General features: G+C 65.0%; 15 protein-coding genes and 1 pseudogene. 13 read left to right on the forward strand and 3 right to left on the reverse strand.

Annotated features, from left to right (window positions below; all coding sequences use genetic code 11):
• Positions 1–46 precede the first annotated feature (46 nt).
• A complete protein-coding gene (locus ACVIYL_RS24460) occupies positions 47–427 on the reverse strand; it encodes a hypothetical protein (protein WP_253607672.1) in 381 nt (126 codons plus the stop codon).
• Positions 428–587: 160 nt separating this feature from the next.
• Between ACVIYL_RS24460 and ACVIYL_RS24465 the strand changes: the two genes are divergently transcribed.
• Genes ACVIYL_RS24465 through ACVIYL_RS24480 form a run of 4 tightly spaced genes read left to right on the forward strand, consistent with a single transcriptional unit; the run spans position 588 to position 4,143 of the window.
• On the forward strand, positions 588–905 hold the full coding sequence (locus ACVIYL_RS24465; protein ID WP_083715219.1) for a DUF485 domain-containing protein: 318 nt from the start codon (positions 588–590) through the stop codon (positions 903–905).
• Entirely contained in the window at positions 902–2,596 is a 1,695-nt protein-coding gene (gene actP / locus ACVIYL_RS24470) for a cation/acetate symporter ActP (protein WP_256558674.1), read from the forward strand. The genes ACVIYL_RS24465 and actP overlap by 4 nt, the downstream gene beginning before the upstream one ends.
• A gap of 23 nt (positions 2,597–2,619) precedes the next feature.
• Positions 2,620–3,975, forward strand: a complete 1,356-nt coding sequence (gene fahA, locus ACVIYL_RS24475) for a fumarylacetoacetase (RefSeq protein ID WP_456780076.1) — start codon at positions 2,620–2,622, stop codon at positions 3,973–3,975.
• A gap of 15 nt (positions 3,976–3,990) precedes the next feature.
• On the forward strand, positions 3,991–4,143 hold the full coding sequence (locus ACVIYL_RS24480) for a hypothetical protein (protein ID WP_456780077.1): 153 nt from the start codon (positions 3,991–3,993) through the stop codon (positions 4,141–4,143).
• On the opposite strand, the gene ACVIYL_RS24485 is transcribed toward ACVIYL_RS24480, so the two are convergent.
• Positions 4,106–5,182, reverse strand: a complete 1,077-nt coding sequence (locus ACVIYL_RS24485; RefSeq protein ID WP_253607674.1) for an AraC family transcriptional regulator — start codon at positions 5,180–5,182, stop codon at positions 4,106–4,108. The two genes, ACVIYL_RS24480 and ACVIYL_RS24485, sit on opposite strands and share 38 nt — an antisense overlap.
• Positions 5,183–5,431: 249 nt before the next feature.
• Here ACVIYL_RS24485 and ACVIYL_RS24490 point away from each other — a divergent pair, with 249 nt between their 5' ends.
• The 8 genes and pseudogenes from ACVIYL_RS24490 (at position 5,432) to ACVIYL_RS24525 (ending at position 13,235) form a co-directional block, all read left to right on the forward strand.
• Positions 5,432–6,199 (forward strand): enoyl-CoA hydratase/isomerase family protein, encoded by a 768-nt coding sequence (locus tag ACVIYL_RS24490; protein ID WP_092083035.1) that lies wholly within the window; start codon positions 5,432–5,434, stop codon positions 6,197–6,199.
• Positions 6,200–6,201: 2 nt separating this feature from the next.
• On the forward strand, positions 6,202–7,413 hold the full coding sequence (locus ACVIYL_RS24495; protein ID WP_225159570.1) for a CaiB/BaiF CoA transferase family protein: 1,212 nt from the start codon (positions 6,202–6,204) through the stop codon (positions 7,411–7,413).
• An 803-nt stretch (positions 7,414–8,216) separates the two neighbouring features.
• Positions 8,217–8,624, forward strand: a complete 408-nt coding sequence (locus ACVIYL_RS24500) for a hypothetical protein (RefSeq protein ID WP_253607675.1) — start codon at positions 8,217–8,219, stop codon at positions 8,622–8,624.
• A 10-nt stretch (positions 8,625–8,634) separates the two neighbouring features.
• A pseudogene (locus ACVIYL_RS24505) lies at positions 8,635–8,892 on the forward strand (helix-turn-helix domain-containing protein); the annotation flags it as partial.
• Between the two features lie 221 nt (positions 8,893–9,113).
• Positions 9,114–10,364, forward strand: coding sequence for an acetyl-CoA C-acetyltransferase (locus ACVIYL_RS24510; protein ID WP_456780078.1), 1,251 nt, complete (start codon positions 9,114–9,116; stop codon positions 10,362–10,364).
• Positions 10,365–10,382: 18 nt separating this feature from the next.
• A complete protein-coding gene (locus ACVIYL_RS24515) occupies positions 10,383–11,165 on the forward strand; it encodes an SDR family NAD(P)-dependent oxidoreductase (protein WP_028336964.1) in 783 nt (260 codons plus the stop codon).
• Between the two features lie 20 nt (positions 11,166–11,185).
• Positions 11,186–11,953 (forward strand): crotonase/enoyl-CoA hydratase family protein, encoded by a 768-nt coding sequence (locus ACVIYL_RS24520; protein WP_057020591.1) that lies wholly within the window; start codon positions 11,186–11,188, stop codon positions 11,951–11,953.
• 121 nt (positions 11,954–12,074) lie between these two features.
• Positions 12,075–13,235 carry an acyl-CoA dehydrogenase family protein gene (locus ACVIYL_RS24525; protein WP_253607676.1) on the forward strand — a complete coding sequence of 387 codons (1,161 nt, stop codon included), beginning with the start codon at positions 12,075–12,077 and terminating at the stop codon, positions 13,233–13,235.
• Positions 13,236–13,272: 37 nt separating this feature from the next.
• Here the strand turns inward: ACVIYL_RS24525 and ACVIYL_RS24530 are convergent, their stop codons facing one another.
• Positions 13,273–13,950: a GntR family transcriptional regulator gene (locus ACVIYL_RS24530; RefSeq protein WP_456780079.1), complete on the reverse strand. Its 678-nt coding sequence runs from the start codon at positions 13,948–13,950 to the stop codon at positions 13,273–13,275.
• Between the two features lie 145 nt (positions 13,951–14,095).
• On the opposite strand from ACVIYL_RS24530, the gene ACVIYL_RS24535 reads away from it, so the two are divergent.
• Positions 14,096–17,497, forward strand: a complete 3,402-nt coding sequence (locus tag ACVIYL_RS24535; protein ID WP_456780080.1) for a molybdopterin-dependent oxidoreductase — start codon at positions 14,096–14,098, stop codon at positions 17,495–17,497.
• Positions 17,498–17,509 lie beyond the last annotated feature (12 nt).

Genomic DNA, 17,509 nt, shown 5'->3' on the forward strand with positions numbered 1-17,509 from the left:
AGCAAGCTTTCGATCCTATTATGGGGCAATGATCTTGAGGGTGTGATCATTTTAGATTTCTGTCGCGGCGCACCTTGTGAAACTCCTCCGGCCCTTTGATCAGCTTGCGCTTGCGGCTGGCCTGATCGTCTTGGCTGGCTGTACTGTCGGTCACCTTGTGGATTGCGTCGCCTGCCAATTCGCGGGCGCGCTCCCTGGGGCTGTGCCGTTCAGCGCGCAGCGCCGTGGGCGATACAGTTAGCTCGAACTCGATGAGCCGGCGGACGTCCTCAGAGCGGCCCGGAGTATCGTCCTGCTTTGCCGCCCAGGCATCGACGACGGCCCGTAGGTCGGCTGACAGGCGAATTACGACTCTCCGGCTTGTGCATCGTCCCGGGATGTCGAGACAGGCGATGGCGCGACAATCGCGGCGCACCCAGCATGGCATGAAATCACCCGGAGTTTGGCAGGATATCACCTTGCCGGATGTGGTCCGGATTCTAATGCTCGGAGCCTCGGAACAGAGACGCCCTGAGCCCCGAATCCCTGCGGCGCAACGCACGCGGAAGGACGCGACGGTCGGAAAATGTCTCTGAGGGAGGAATCGGATGCCACAACTGTCGCCCGAGCGCACGCGAAAAATCCTTGCCGATAGCGCGTTCAGAGAGCTCGTCTCAGGCCGCGCGAGGTTGCGATGGTGGCTCTCCATCCTGACGCTAGTCATGTTCTTCGGCTTCATCGCGCTGATCTCGACCGCGAAAGCCGCGCTCGGCGCGAGTTTCGCCGGCAGCGCGATGCCGCTCGGCTTCGCGCTCGCCCTTCTCATGGTTGCGGCGATCATCGCTTTCACCGCTTTCTATGTTCAGCGCTCGAACACGCGCTTCGACGAACTCGCGCGCAGAGTCAATCGGGAGCTCGGCCGATGATCGCCAGATGGCTGCTGATCGCACTTTGCGTGGTGTTTCCATTCGCGGCGATGGCCCAGGGCGCGCCCGCCGCGGCGGCGCGTGGGCCCGACTGGATCGCGATCGGAATGTTCCTGATTATCGTCGCCGTCACGCTCGTCATCACCTGGCGCTCGGCCGGCAGCACCGGATCGAAGGCGGGCTTCTACACCGCCGGACACGCGATCACGCCGGTGCAGAACGGTCTGGCGACCGCTGGCGATTTCCTGTCGGCGGCCGCATTTCTCGGCATATCCGCGCTGGTCTACGCCAACGGCTTCGACGGCTTCATTTACGCGCTCGGCTTTCTCACGGGATGGCCGATAGTGCTGTTCCTGATGTCGGAGCGCATGCGCAATCTGGGCAGCTACACCTTCGCGGATGCCGCCGCGTTTCGCCTGCAGCGGACGCCGGTCCGGCTCGTCGCCGCGACCGGAAGTCTCGTCGTTGTGCTGTTCTACCTGATCGCGCAGCTGATCGGCGCGGGCAAGGTGATCCAGCTGCTTTTCGGCATCAACTACATCTTCGCCGTGCTCGGCGTCGGCGTGCTGATGATCCTTTATGTGATCGTGGGCGGCATGCAGGCGACCACTTGGGTTCAGATCACCAAGGCGGTGCTGCTGCTGTGCGGCGGAACGCTGCTCGCGCTGGCTGCCCTGTGGCATTTCGAGTTCAGCCTCGGACGGCTGCTGGAGGCCGCAAGCCACGTCCATCCCAAGGGAGCCGCTATTCTGGTCCCCGGCGGACTGTTCGCCGAACCGGTGTCCGCCATCTCGCTCGGCCTCGCGCTGGTGTTCGGCACCGCCGGCCTGCCGCATATCCTTATGCGGTTCTTCACGGTGAAGGACGCCGCCGCGGCCCGCAAATCGGTGTTCTATGCGACGGCCTGCGTCGCGTATTTCTGCTGGATCATTCCGGTGCTGGGCTTTGCCGCCGCAGCGATCCTTATGACGGATCCGAGCTATTTCAATGTCGCGGCATCCGGGCAGTTCAACAAGATCGCCGATCTGGTCGGCGGGCCGAACATGGCGTCGATCCATCTCGCCCACGCGATGGGCGGTCCGCTGCTGCTCGGATTCATCTCCGCGGTGGCATTCGCGACCATCCTTGCCGTCGTCGCCGGCCTGACGCTCGCCGGCGCCTCCGCCGTCAGTCATGACATCTACGGCCAGGTGCTGGCCGGCGGCAAGGCATCCGAAGCGCGCGAACTGCTGGTCTCGAAGGTCTCGGCTGTGGCCATCGGCGTCGTTGCGGTTCTGCTGGCCTACGCCTTCGAGAACCAGAACGTGGCGTTCATGGCCGGACTTGCGTTGTCGGTGGCCGCGAGCTGCAATTTTCCGGTGCTGGCGATGGCGATGTTCTGGCGTGGCACCACGACGCGCGGCGCCGTCGCCGGCGGTCTCGCGGGCCTCGTCGCGTCGGTCGTGCTGGTCGTGCTGAGCAAGACGGTCTGGGTCGCCGTCCTCGGCTTTCCGACGGCGCTGTTCCCCTACGACAATCCGGCTCTGGTCTCGATGCCGCTCGCCTTCCTGTTCGTCTGGCTGTTCTCGGTAACGGATCGCAGCGAGCGCGCTGCGCGCGAACGCGAGGCGTTTGCGGCGCAGTTCATCCAATCCGAGATCGGAGCGGCTTTGGCCAGCGAGCGGCCGGCTCTCGCAGCCGCAGCCTCGTGACATCGAGGAACCTGGAAAACAGCATGACCAACGCAGTTCAACTCGACGAGACCCACGACCCGGCCCGGCGGAGTTTTGTCGAGACGGCAAACGGCGGCGCGACCGACTTCCCGATCCAGAATCTGCCGCTTGGCATCTTCAGCACCGCGGCCGATACGCAGCCGCGGATCGGCACCGCGATCGGAGATTTCGTCTTCGACCTGAAGCGAGCGCTCGGTTCCGATGAGCACCTCGCGGCGCCGATCCGCCAGGCGCTCCAGCAAGGCACGCTCAATGCGCTGTTCGCGCTCGGACCTATGGCGATGCGGGAGCTGCGCCGCCGCGCCGCCGATCTGCTGGGGCAGGGCAGCACGGCCAATGACACCAGGCGCCGCGCCTCCGAATTGCTGACGTCGATCGCGGATGCGACGCTGCATCTGCCCACACGCATCTCGAACTACACGGACTTCTACGCCGGCATCTATCATGCGCGGGCGGCGGGCGCGCTGCTGACGCCGGAAAATCCGCTTCCCGCGAACTACAAATGGGTGCCCATCGCCTATCACGGCCGTGCCTCGTCGGTGCAAGTGGGGCGCGGGATGGTGCGACGGCCACTCGGGCAACGCCCGCCCACGGTGGCGGGCGCAGCGCCGGGCTTTGGCCCGTGCGAACGGCTGGATTTCGAGCTCGAGATGGGCTTCTACCTCGCTGCCGGCAACCGGCTCGGCAATCCCGTCCCGATCGCCGAAGCATCGCAGCAGATCGTCGGCTATTCGCTGCTGAACGACTGGTCGGCGCGCGACATCCAGCGCTGGGAGATGTTTCCGCTCGGACCGTTCCTCAGCAAGAGTTTTGCTACCTCGGTGTCACCGTGGGTCGTCACGTCGGATGCGCTGGCGCCGTTCCGCGTCGCGGCGCTGGCGCGGCCGGACGGCGATCCGCGTCCGCTCGACTATCTGTTCGACGCGGCCGATCAATCGCACGGCGGACTCGATGTCCACCTCGAGGTCCTGCTCTCGACCGCGCAGATGCGCGCCGCGAACCAGCCCGCCGCGGCGATTCTCACATCCAATGCCAAATACCTGTACTGGACCCCGGCGCAGATGATCGCGCATCACAGCATCAATGGCTGCAATCTGCTGCCGGGCGACCTGATCGGCACTGGCACCATTTCGGGGCCTAGCCCGGCGCAGCTTTCGAGCATGCTCGAGTTCACCGCCGCCGGATCACGGCCGGCCGTGCTTCCGAGCGGCGATAGCCGCAGTTTCCTCGAGGATGGCGATGAAGTCACCTTCCGCGGCCGCTGCAGCCTAGAAGGTTTTGCGAGCATCGGCTTCGGCTCATGCGTCGGCAGGATCGGGCCGGCGGACGCCGTCATTGCCGGAAACAACCATGCCTGATGGCGGGAGGGTGATATGGAGTGTCAATCGCTGCTAACCTACGCACAGCTCCAGAACGCGGCGCTCGATCCAGACGACTTCCGCTTCGGACAGCTCCTGACATTGGCGGTCGGGTTAGCGCTGCTGCTGATCACGCGTCTGGCGACACTGCTGGCCGCTGCGCTGTAGGGTGACGGAAGTCCGACGGCGAGCGGTTGGTCCACTTCTTGAACGCCTTGCGGAAGCTGGTAGCGTCGGCAAAGCCGACACGCTCGGCGACCTGATCGATTGCCAGATGGGTGTTCTCGAGCAACTCCGTCGCAATCGACTGCCGCATCCCGTCGACGATCGACTGGAACGACTGCCCGTCCTCCGCCAGCCTGCGGTGGAACGTTCGCAGCGACAGCCCGAGCTTGGATGCGATCTCCGGCGCGCCCGCAAATCGGCTGGGGCTGTTGAGGCAGGCGGCTCTGATCCGCCTTACTAGCTCGGATTCGCCGGGATGCTCGGTCAAGACGACGTCACAGAGCTGCTGGCAGATCTTCGCGGTGATCGGGTTTGCATTGGGGCAGGGTAGATCGAGCACCTTGGCATCGAAATGCCATTCCATGCGATCGGCGCCGAAGTCGATCGGGCAGTTGAACATCCGCTCGTAGTTGCGCCAGTGCACGGGTGCGGCAAACGGAAAGATCATCCTCTTGCTCGGGAACGGCGACTCGAGGATGCGGCTGAACACCGCGGTCATCGAGCTGCGCCAGAATTCCGCGGCGAACGGCAGCAGCTCGCCGAGCGGGTCGAGCCCATGGCTGCGAAGGATCGCGGTCGTCCCGTGCTCGATCCGGAAGCTGATCTGCCTTACCGCCGGCCCGGCCATGGTGATGTGATCGAGCGAGAACATCAGCGCTTCGCCGAATGTCCGGCTCGACACCAGCGCATAGCCGTAAATGCCGTAATCGCTGATGCGCTGCCGAGCGCCTGCGAGCAACCCTATATCGGAGCGCTTCGCCAATCGCATCGCGTTGCGGTAGATCGCCAGCCGCTGGCGGTGCGAGATGCGAGCGTGGGGATCCTCGAGCTGGGAGGCATCGAGACCGGTCCGTGCAAACAGCTCCCGAACCGACAGGCCCTGCGCCGCCAGCTCGGCGGCCAGCGCGCCGAGTCCGAGCAGGCTCTGCGTCGGCGCATCGGGGTCGCTCGAGATCGGCATCACGATCTTGATCGGCTTCATGGCACTTCCTCCACGTCCGGCTGGCACAGATTGACAGGCCGACGAACGGCTCTTCCGGCCGTTTGGCAATCTTCGACATCATAATTGGCAGAGCTTGACGTTGTCACGTTTGTTATGACGGACGACATTCAAATCATCAGAACAGCGGGATCTGCGCCGGGCAGGCCCGCAGCGAGGAGACGTCTGACCGCCGTGACGCTGCGTCGAAAGCGCTGCCGGCCGGCTTTTGCATCGAGCGGAGGGAACCTGATGACGACAGTACTTCACGAGATGGACGGCAAGGTTGGCGTGGTGACGCTGGCGAAGCCGCCGCACAATTTGCTCGACGACCAGCTCATCAACGATGTGGTCGGCGCCTACCACGCGGTGGTTGCGGCCGGCTGCCGCGCTATCCTGCTGCGTAGCTCGATGCGGCACTTCTGCGCCGGCGCGGAGATGGCGTCCTGGGGAATCGGCACCAAGCTGCACACCGATCAGGCCGGTCTCGAAAAAATCTGGCGTAGTCTCGAGGATGTACCGGTTCCCACGGTTGCCGCCGTCAATGGCGGCGTGCTTGGCGGCGGGCTTGAGCTCGCGCTGACCTGCGACATGATTATCGCAGCGAACACCGCGTTCCTCGGCCAGGTCGAGGTTGCGGTCGGGTTGCTGCCGCTGCTCGGCGGCACGCAGCGCATCGCGCAACGCGCCGGCATCGCGCGCGCCAAGGAGATCGCGATGCTCGGCCGCCGTCACACTCCCGAGGCGTTCGAACGCTGGGGCATCATCAACCTCGTCGTCCCGGAAGCCGAATTGGGCGCTTCATCGATGACCATGGCCCGACAGCTCGCCGCCGGCCCGACCAAGGTCATCGCGGGCATCAAGATGCAGGCGAACCTGCAGGCGCGCGGCGGCGTCGCCGCTGCCGACGCGCGACAGGTCGAGATCAACGACATGATCTGGAAGGCTAGGGACCGCCAGCGCGGCGCCGACGCCTTCTTCGCGTCGGGCCCGGCAACAGCTGTCTTCGAGGGAGACTGACGATGTCGGCTGCGCCTCTTCAGGGATTGCGGGTGGTCGATTTCACTCGCGTGCTGGCCGGTCCGCATTGCACCAAGGCGCTGCGCGACCTCGGCGCCGAGGTCACCAAGATCGAGCCGCCGTCCGGCGACATTGGCCGCGCCGGACTGCCTTACGTCGGTGGTATGGGTCTCTATTTCGTGCAGCAGAACGCCGGCAAGCGGAATCTCAGCATCGATCTGAACTATGTTGAGGGACGCGAGATAGTCACCCGCCTGTGTAGGGGGGCCGACGTCATCGTCGAGAATTTCCGTCCCGGCACCTTGGCGCGGTTCGGCTTCAGCTACGACGACGTCCGAGCCTTCAACCCCGGCATCATCTATGTCTCGCTGAGCGGCTACGGGCAGTCGACCTCCTGGCGCAACCGGCCGGCCTTTGCGCCTACGGTGCAGGCCGAGACCGGCCTGACCTCGATCGTGCAGGACCATTTCGGTGCGGCATTGTCGGAGCCACGCGGCGATTCATGCAGCCATGCCGATGTCTATACCGGGCTGCAGGGCGTGATCGCCGTGCTCGCCGCGCTCCAGCATCGCAACCGCACCGGCGAGGGACAGCACGTTGACGTGTCGATGGCTGCGACGATGCTGTCGGTCAACGAGCGCGCCGGCGCGATGATGTCGGGGATCGACACCGACGGCGAGCCTATCGCGCTGTCGGCTAATGAGTCGCACATCTTCGAGATGTCCGACGGCACCCGCCTGACGATCGCCGCCAGCCCGATCTATTCGCCGATGTTCACGCGCTACTGCGCGATGATGCGGCGAAGCGATTTGCTGGCCGATGCCCGCTACGCCACCGCCAGCCTGCGCCGGCAGAACCTCGCGCCGTTGCTCGCCGAAATCCGCGCCTGGATTACGACGTTCGAGAATCTCGAGCAGTTGCAGGCGCAAGTCAGTGAAGCCGGGCTCGCGGTTGGGCGCGTGCGCACCGTCAACGAGTTCGTGGAGACCGATTGGGCCAAGGAGTGGAATGCCGTGGTCGAGGTCGATGACCGGGCCGGCGGATTGGTCCGAATGCCGGGCAATCCCTGGATCTTCAGCCGCTCGGAACTGCCGTCGCCCGGCACGCCGGCCTATCAGGGCGAACACAATGAAGACGTCCTTGGCCAGCTCGACTTTGCGCCCGAGAGGATCAAGGATCTGCAGTACCGCAACATCCTGCTCAGCCGGCGATAGGCGGAGCTTGTCCGGGCATGGCAAAAAGATCGCTTCAATTGGATGGAGGAGGAATCCGACGACATCGAGCGATCCGCTCCGACCTTCTCGGCACTTTCCGCAACCGACATTTCGCGACGCGAGCCTCCCGAGGCCGGCACCTAACTGGTTCCAACCCTCTCGCAGTGGAATTGCGGGCGAAAGGAGGCCTTTGACGGGGTATCAGGAGGCGACCTCGCGAGTTTGCCTGCCCGTAGGTAGAAAAGAGGGCTTCGAGAATAGTGGGCTTAGCGATGCAGCGGACCAGTGCCTCGAATTCCCGACGCCTTATCGTTAGTTGGTCCGGGCTCGCTCGAAATTTGCCTTGCCCCATTCCGACAAGAGGAAATCAAACTGGAGGTTCAATGCACGCGAGCCCTGGTGCGCCCACCAAGCTTTCATAGCTTAAGTCCGCCCTCGTAACGGTCATCCCGGCCAGCGGTCGCGTCTGTTCCGGCAACCGCTATCGCCTGCTTCCTCACGCCGCTTCCTGATCTCCGCCCTCAATTGCTTGCGCCTGCGTTTCGCACCGGCCGGCAAATCGTCGGGGCATGTCCGCTATCGCGCGCGGAATTTCGATCGCCGTTCGGCAGCGGTCTGAATCTGACGAAGTTCATCACGACAGGTCCGCGATCACTGCGCTGACAGGCGTTGGGGTGAAGGTGCGGGCTGAGCGCGGGGCGCCCTGCAGCGAGGGCGGTTGACAGGGGAGAGCGCCCACTTTAATCACGTGACTAATTAATCAATTAATTAAAGCCCAAAACCCTAGGGAAAGAATCCGCCTGATGCTGGCCGGCCAGAGACATCCGAAGCTGCTTGCCCCGCGCGGCCGCAGCCTCACTTGGCTGGAAAACAAGGTGCTCGTGCATTCCGTGCGCAGCGGCCTCGAACAGGCTGAGAATGACCTTGCCGAGCCCGCCGCACGCTTTGCCGAGCGCAACGTCAGGGTGATCACCGCGGGCAGACCGAACGCCGGAGCGACCGGCCATCGCGTCAAACCGTCGATCCCGGAAAAACCCGTGCAGCACCGCTGCAATCGCCCACGCGGTGCACGCCGCCGATCACTGCCGCCGAATCCCGCACATCAGTTCGGGCGCGCGAGCGATGCGCGCCCCGGCAGTGATGTCGCGGATCGGCGTCTGCCGCCCGAAGCAGAGTGGGCTTCGTTCACCCGTATGGAAAATGAGGAGTGAGGCGTAAACGATGGGACGTCGATCTGAGGTACTGATGGCGCAAGAGACCGCCGGCACGGACAACCGGCGCGTGATCCAGGTGGTGTCGCGCGCATTCGACATCGTGCGTTGCTTCGAAGGTCGAAGCATACGCCTGGGAAATCGCGAAATCGCCGATCGCTGCGGTCTTCCGCGATCGACGGTCTCGCGTCTCACCTTGACGCTTACCCAGATCGGGCAGCTGATCTATCTGCCGCAAGAGCAGAAATATGCTCTCGGTCCCCACGCCGCCCCGGCCGGTGCGCCGTTGTTTGCGCAGGGTTGCGACAAGCCTGCCTGCGCCGACGAGCCGCAACTCCGCCAGGTGCCGCGCTTCGGGTACTTCGAAGATCAGCGCAACTCGATTGCCGAGCCGCTTGCGGTGACGCCACACCGTTGATGCCTCGCGGAAACGGCTGGGACCACCGGCACGAGCGCAACTAACGATACATTCGAAGCAAAGGGAAACGCATGTCTGAAGCATACATCATTGACGCTGTTCGCACGCCGCGGGGCATCGGCAAGCCGGGCAAGGGGGCGCTGTCGCACCTGCATCCGCAGCATCTGGCCGCGACGGTGCTCGGCGCGCTCAAGGAGCGCAACAAGCTCGACACGTCGACCGTCGATGACATCATCTGGTCGACATCGACTCAGGAAGGCAAGCAGGGCGGCGATCTCGGACGCATGTCGGCGCTCGCGGCAGGCTACGACATCAACGCCAGCGGCACGACGCTGGATCGTTTCTGCGGCGGCGGCATCACGTCGGTGAACCTCGCGGCAGCGTCGGTGATGTCGGGGATGGAAGATTGCGTCATCGCCGGCGGCACCGAGATGATGAGCTACCAACAGACCTTGGCAGCCGAGCGCTCCAAGGCCGGGCAGCCGGCGCGGATGATGGGTTCGGGCAATCCGGCGCTCGACGAGATTCACCCGCAGTCGCACCAGGGCGTGTGCGGCGACGCCATCGCGACGCGCGAGGGGATCAGCCGCGAGGCCTGCGATGCCCTGGCGCTGACGAGCCAGCAGCGCGCCAAGCGGGCCATCGATGAAGGCCGCTTCGCCAAGTCGGTGATCCCCGTCCTCAACGACGACGGCAGCGTCGCGCTCAATCGTGAAGAATTCCCGCGTCCGGAGACCACGGCTGAAGGCCTTGCTTCGCTGAAGCCGAGCTTCGAGCAGCTTGCCGATTTCGACCTCGGCAACGGCACGACGTTCAAGAAGCAGATCCAGCGCCGCTATCCGGACCTCGACTGGAAGGGCGTGCACCATGCCGGCAACAGCTCGGGCGTGGTGGACGGCGCCGCCGCGGTGCTGATCACGTCGAAGGAATATGCCGAGAAGCACGGCCTCAAGCCGCGCGGCCGCATCGTGGCCTATGCCAACCAGGGTGACGATCCGACCCTGATGCTCAACGCGCCGGTTCCGGCGGCCAAGAAGGTTCTGGCCAAGGCCGGCCTGACCAAGAACGACATCGACGTCTGGGAGATCAACGAGGCTTTCGCGGTCGTCGCCGAGAAGTTCATCCGCGACCTCGAGCTGGACCGCGAGAAGGTCAACATCAATGGCGGCTCGATCGCGCTCGGCCACCCGATCGGCGCGACCGGATCGATCCTGATCGGCACGGCGCTCGACGAGCTCGAGCGCAGCGGCGGACGCTATGGCCTGGTCACCATGTGTGCCGCCGGCGGCATGGCACCGGCCATCATCATCGAACGCATGTGATCGCGAAAGGATATTGCCATGAAACTCGATTCATCGGTCGCCGCCGTCGTCACCGGTGGGGCTTCCGGCCTTGGTGCTGCCACCTCGCGCGCGCTGGCTGCGCAAGGCGTGAAAGTCGCGATCTTCGACTTCAACGAAGAGAAGGGTGAAGCAATCGCCAAGGAAATCGGCGGTGTGTTCTGCAAGGTCGATGTCACCTCGGACGAGCAGGTCGATGCGGGCTTTGCCAAGGCCCGCGCGGCGCATGGCCAGGAGCGCATCCTGGTGAACTGCGCAGGCACCGGCAATGCGGTGAAGACCGCGGGCCGCGACAAGAAGACCGGCGAGCCCACCCACTTCCCGATCGACGCCTTCAACCGCATCATCCAGATCAACCTCGTCGGCACCTTCCGTTGCATCGCCAAGTCGGCGCAGGGCATGCTGTCGCTGGCTCCGCTGGAGCACGGCGAGCGTGGTGCGGTCGTCAATACAGCCTCCGTCGCGGCCGAGGATGGCCAGATGGGGCAGGCGGCTTATTCTGCCTCGAAGGCCGGCGTGGTCGGCATGACCCTGCCGATCGCGCGCGACCTGATGGCCGAAGGCATCCGCGTCAACACCATCCTGCCGGGCATCTTCAACACCCCGCTGCTGCAGGGCGCCCCGGAAAACGTCAAGGCCGCGCTCAGCGCGTCGGTGCCGTTCCCCAAGCGTCTCGGCATGCCGGAGGAATATGCGCATCTGGCGCTGACCATGATCACCAATGGCTACTTCAACGGTGAAGACGTCCGTCTCGACGGCGCCATCCGCATGGCTCCGCGTTAAGCGATCAGGAGACCAAAGCGATGTCCGAAGAAACCCCGGTCCTCACTGAAGTCCGCGGACCGATACTGATCATCACCCTGAACCGGCCGGAAGCCAAGAACGCGGCCAACCTCGCCCTCTCCAAGGGCGTGGCCGCGGCGATCGACCGGCTCGACGCCGACGATTCCCTGAGCGTCGGCATCATCACCGGCGCCGGCGGCACATTCTGCTCGGGCATGGACCTCAAGGGGTTCCTGAAAGGCGAGCGGCCGTCGATCCCCGGCCGCGGCTTCGCCGGCCTCACCGAGGCCCCGCCGAAGAAGCCGCTGATTGCGGCTGTCGACGGCTACGCGCTCGCCGGCGGGATGGAGATCGCGCTGTCGTGCGACATGATCGTCGCCAACCGCAACGCGAAGTTCGGGATCCCCGAGGTGAAGCGCGGACTTGCGGCAGCGGCCGGCGGGCTAATCCGCATGCCGCGCCAGATGCCGTTCCGTGTGGCGATGGAGTTCGCATTGACGGGCGAGTTCTTCGGCGCCGAGCGCGCCCATCAACTCGGCATCATCAATCGCGTAACCGATGGCCCGGCGCTCGACGCCGCGCTTGAGCTCGCGGCAGCGATCGGCGCCAACGGCCCGCTCGCCGTCAAGGCATCCAAGCAGGTGATCGTCGAATCCCGGCTCTGGCCGGAAGATGAGATGTGGAAGAGGCAGCAGGAGATCGTCGGTCCTGTCTTCGTATCCGAGGATGCCCGCGAGGGCGCGGCTGCCTTTGCCGAAAAGCGCGCGCCGAACTGGAAGGGCAAGTAGGGCATCGCCTGTTTCGATGACGGGGCGTCGGTTTTGATTGCAGCAGAACCGGCGCTCTAAACTTTTTACGATGCCTCGCCGTACGTCGGTGGGCTTCCACGAGAGCGCTATTGGGTGATTGATGCGCAGCTTTACCGAAGACCAGGTCATTTTCCGCGACTCCTACCGCAAGTTCCTCGCCAGCGAGATCACGCCTCACATGGAGGAGTGGCGGGAAGCCGGCATCGTCGACCGCAGCGCGTTCAAGAAGGCCGGTGACCTCGGCTTCCTGATGATCTGGCCCGAGGAAAAATACGGCGGAATGGGCGACGAGGACTTCCGTTACGAGCAGATCATCATCGAGGAGACCGCGCGCTCGGGCTGCAAGGGCTGGTTCAACACGCTGCACAGCCGACTGGTCGGATCCTACTTCAAGCGCTTCGGCACCGAGGAGCAGCGCGACCGATTCCTGCCGAAATGCGTCAACGGCGAGACCATCCTGGCCATCGCGATGACCGAGCCCGGCGCGGGCTCAGACCTCGCCGGCATGCGGTCGACCGCGGAAGACAAGGGCGATCATTTCCTGCTCAATGGCTCGAAGACCTATATTTCCAACGGCATCAATTCCGACGTGGTGATCGTGGCGGCCAAGCTCGCGGGCGCCGAGAAGAAGCATGCCATGGTGCTCCTGATCGTCGAGCGCGGCATGGAAGGTTTTGAGCGCGGCCGCAATCTCAAGAAGATGGGCATGCCGGCGCAGGACACTGCCGAACTCTTCTTCAACAATGTGAAGGTGCCCAAGGCCAACGTGCTGGGAGAACCCGGCAAGGGCTTTTACTATCTCATGGAAGGCCTTGCCGAGGAGCGGCTAATCTCCGCGGTCGGATCGATCGCCAATGGCCGCAAGGCGTTCGACATCACGCGCACTTACGTGATGGACCGCAAATTGTTTGGCCGGCCGCTTGCCGAACAGCAGAACACCCAGTTCCGCATGGCGGAGATGGATGCCGAAATCGATCTCGTGCAGGTCTATGTCGATCACTGCGTGGCCGAGCACAATGCCGGACGCCTGACCAGCAATATGGGCGCCAAGGCCAAGATGATGTCGTCGGAGGTCGAGTGGAAGATGCTCGATCTTGGCGTCCAGTTGCACGGCGGCGCAGGTTACATGGATGAATATCCGATCAGTCGCATGTTTACCGACGCGCGCGTCAATCGAATCCTCGCTGGAAGCTCTGAAGTGATGCGGCTGATCATCGGCCGCGATGTCTTCTCGGAGCACTACAAGAGCATTCTGGACTAGCCGGTCAGCACGACCGGCTAACTGCCTCCGTTCCGCATCAGCCGCGGGCCTGCCGCAGCGGCTCGCGCGCATGCTCCTTCGAGCGCAGCAATGCATCGACGAAGATCGGCTCCCAGGAGCGGATGTGAGTGCGGAGCAGGGCGGTCAGCGCCTCGGTCTCGCCGGCGAGCGCGAGCTCGATCAACCGGTAATGTTCGGGCACTGACGCTTGCTGCCGCTCGTGGCCCGCGCGGGAGCTGATGCCGTAGAGCCGCATCTTGTCGCGCAGCCCCATCACCGTGTCGGTCAGCAGGTCGTTGCCGGCGGCGGCGATGAACTCGCGATGATAGTTGCGGTCGGCTTCCAGATAGAGCTGGACGTCGTCGGTCTCGACGGCCCTGGCGATCTGGTCGGCCCAGCCGCGCACGATTGTTAGATCCTTCGGCGGATTGGTGGCGACCAGCACGGCGGCGTGCAGCTCGAGCACTTCGCGCATGTCGAACAGGTTGCGCAGTTCGGTCAGCGTCGGCTCGACCACCTTGAAGCCGCGGTTGCGCATCGGCTCGACCAGACCGCCGCGGCTGAGCTCGAGCAGCGCCTCGCGCACCGGCGTCGAGGAGACGCCGAGGCTCGCCGCGAGACTCGGCACCGAATACATCGTGCCCGGAAGGCTCTGCCCGGAAATGATCTCGGCCCGCACCCGCTGCAGCACCTGTTCTCGCAAATTCTGGTCCATCGGTGGTCGTGGCCGCCTCTCGCTGGGAACTCCGATTCGTCGCTGATTATTACTTAGCCTTGACGCGGCCGGTAGCGTATGACGTAAATATGTAACGCATTACAAAAATGCGTCACATGGATTGACTGGGATAGGTGAGACGGCGGTGAAACAGCGGCTGCCCGGCTATTGCACGCTTTGTCGCTCGCGCTGCGGTGCCGTCACCGTGGTCGAGGATGGGCGTCTTGTCGGTGTAGAGGTATTGAATAACCACCCGACCGGCGGCGCGCTTTGCGCCAAGGGCAGGGCGGCGCCCGAAATCGTCGCCAGCCCGCGCCGTCTGACCGTCCCGCTGAAGCGGACCCAGCCGCGCGGCGCCGCCGATCCGGGCTGGGTCGAGGTGTCGTGGGACGAGGCCTTGACCGAGATCGCTGCTCGGCTCGGCACGATCCGCGCCGAGAGCGGCGCCGAAGCGGTGGCGTTCGGCGTCACTACGCCGAGCGGCACGCCGATGGTCGACAGTTTCGAGTGGGTCGAGCGCTTCATCCGCGGCTTCGGCAGCCCCAATCTGATCTATGCGGTCGAGATCTGCGGCTGGCACAAGGACTATGCGCACGCGCTGACCTTCGGCCGCGGCATCGGCTTTCCCGATTACGACAATGCCGATGCGATTATCCTGTGGGGCCACAATCCGGCGCGGACCTGGCTTGCCCAGGCAACGCGGATCGCCGATGCGCGGCGGCGCGGCGCCAAGGTCGTGGTGATCGATCCCAAGCCGAACGGCTCGGGGCAGCAGGCCGATCTGTGGCTGCGCGTTCGTCCGGGCGCCGACGGCGCGCTCGCGATGGGCGCGATCCGTCACCTCATCGCTACCGGCAGCTTCGATGCGGATTTCGTCGGCGCATGGACCAATGGATCGCTGCTGGTCGATCGTGCGACCGGACGCTTCCTGCGCGCCGACGCATTGTGGCCGGATGGCGCGCCGGAGGCTTTCGTTCGTCTCGATGCGTCGGGCGCGCCCGTGCCTTGCGACACCCGCTACGCGCCGGAGAGCTGTGGCCAGCTGCGTGGCGCGCTGCAGGTCCGCACACGCGACGGCCGGCTGATGGCGGCGGCTACCGCGTTCGAACTGCTCGTCGAGCGAGCCGCGCCATACACGCCGGCGCGCGTCGCGGAGCTGACCTGGCTTCCTGTCGAGGACGTCGACGCGTTCAACACGCTGCTCGCTCGCCGGCCGCGGCTCGCCTACCATTCCTGGACCGGCGTCGGCCAGCACACCAACGCGACCGCGATCGAGCGCACGATTGCAACGTTGTATGCGCTGACCGGCGCTTGCGATCGGCCCGGCGGCAATCGCTGGCCGGTGCCGCCGCCGACCCGTGCCCTCAACGACTACAACATCCTGTCGCCGGAGCAGCAGGCCAAGGCGCTGGGCATTACTGAGCTGCCGCTCGGCCCGCCGGCCAAGGGCTGGATCACGGCGCGCGACTTCAGCCGGGCCGTGCTTGACGGCGAGCCCTACCGGGTGCGCGCGCTGGTCGCCTTCGGCACCAACTTCGTCGTCTCGCAGGGCCATTCCGAGCGCAACCGCGCCGCGCTGAACGCGCTGGAATTCCAGGTCCATATCGACATGTTCATGAATCCGACCGCGGAGAGCGCCGATTTCGTGCTGCCCGCCAGCACGCCGTGGGAGCGCGATGCGCTCAAGATCGGATTCGAGATCACGCAGGAAGCTGTCGAGACCGTGCAATTTCGCCCGCGCATGGTCGAGCCGGTCGGTGAGGTCAAGGCCGATTACGAGATCGCCGCCGCGCTTGCGCTCAAGCTCGGGATGGGCGAATTGTTCTTCGGCGGCGATATCACGGCCGGCTGGAACTACCAGTTGGCGCCGCTCGGCATCGGTGTCGAGGATTTGCGCGGACATCCTGAAGGCCGCCGCTTCCCGCAGATCTTCCGCGACGAAAAATACGCCGTGGCGCGCGAGGACCGAACGGTTGCCGGATTCTCAACGCCGACGCGCCGCGTCGAGCTTTATTCTGAGCTGATGCTGGGACACGGGTATGATCCCTTGCCCGACCACGTCGAGCCGGTCGGCAGCCCGCTCACGGCAGCGCCGGACGCACGCTTTCCGCTTGTGCTTTCCACCGCCAAGAGCGGCTGGTTCGTTCACTCCTCTTATCGGCACGTCGCCTCGCTGCGGCGCAAGTCGCCCGATTCGGCCGTCGAGATCAGTCCGCAGCTCGCCGCGCGGCGCGGCCTTGCCGAAGGCGACTGGGCCGTGGTGGAGACGCATGGCGGTGACGTGCGCCTGAAGGTGCGCCTCAATGCGGCTCTCGACGATCGGGTCGTCGTCGCCGAATTCGGCTGGTGGGAAGACTGTCCGCCGCTCGGCCGCGAGCGTTCCGCGACGGCTGGCATCCACACCCGCAACATCAACGCCGTGCTGCACGACGATGCGCGCGATCCGGTCAGCGGCTCCGTCCCGCTGCGCGCGATCGTCTGCGACATCAGGCGCGACGGCGTTGCCAGTCGTGGCCTGTGGACCGGTCAGCGGCGGTTCACGCTCGGTGCGCGCCGCGCCGAGGCAGATAATGTCATCGCGCTCAACCTGCTGCCGCTTGACGGTGGTCCGCTGCCCGACTTCCTGCCGGGCCAGCACGTGATGGTCTCGCTGCCCGGCGCAACGGAGGCGCGGGCCTACTCGTTGACCGGAACGGGTAATCTTCCGCATACGCTGTCGATTGCGGTGAAGGGACGTTTCTTCAATGAGGCACCGAGCGGCGACGCGCCGTTCTTCATGCCGGATCGTCTGCACCGTCTTGCCGTCGGAGACGAGGTTGTGCTGGAGCCGCCGGGCGGCATCTTCACGCCGCCGCTGAAGGGGCCGCGGCCGCTGATCTTCCTCGCCGCCGGCATCGGCATCACGCCGTTCATCAGCCATCTCGAAACGCTGCAACGGATTGCACCACAAGATCGCGTTGGCGAAATCCTGCTGCTGCATGGCTGCCGCAGCAGCCGGGAGCATCCGTTTGCCGAGCGGCTTGCGGAGCTGGAAGCCGGCACCCCAGGGCTGAAGCGTGTGACGTTCTATTCCGCGCCGTTCGCGCAGGACCCGATCGACTCGCATGCGTTGCGCAAGGGGAGGGTTGATCTCGGACAGGTCAAGCCGCTGTTGCCGCGCCGGCCGCTGGTCTACATCTGCGGCTCGCCGGAATTCGTTGCGGCACAGATCGAGGCCGTGACGGCGCTCGGCGTGCCGCGCTTCGACATTTTCGCCGAAAGCTTCGTGTCGCCGCCGTCGGTACCGAGCAATCTTGCGCCGCGCACCGTCCGCCTTCTGGGCAGCAAGCAGAATTTTTCCTGGCGGCCGGAGCAGGGGACGCTGCTTGATGCGGCCAGTGCGGCGGGCGTCGCGCTGCCGAGCGGCTGCCGTGTCGGGCAATGCGAAAGCTGCGCGGTTCAGGTCGTCGATGGGGAGTTCACCCATCTTGGCGCTGTCGATGGCAGCGAGGGACAGTGCCTCGCCTGCCAGGCCGTGCCGCTGACCGATCTGACGCTCGCGCTTTGATGACCAAACACG

This window comes from Bradyrhizobium sp. USDA 3315, from assembly GCF_054056795.1.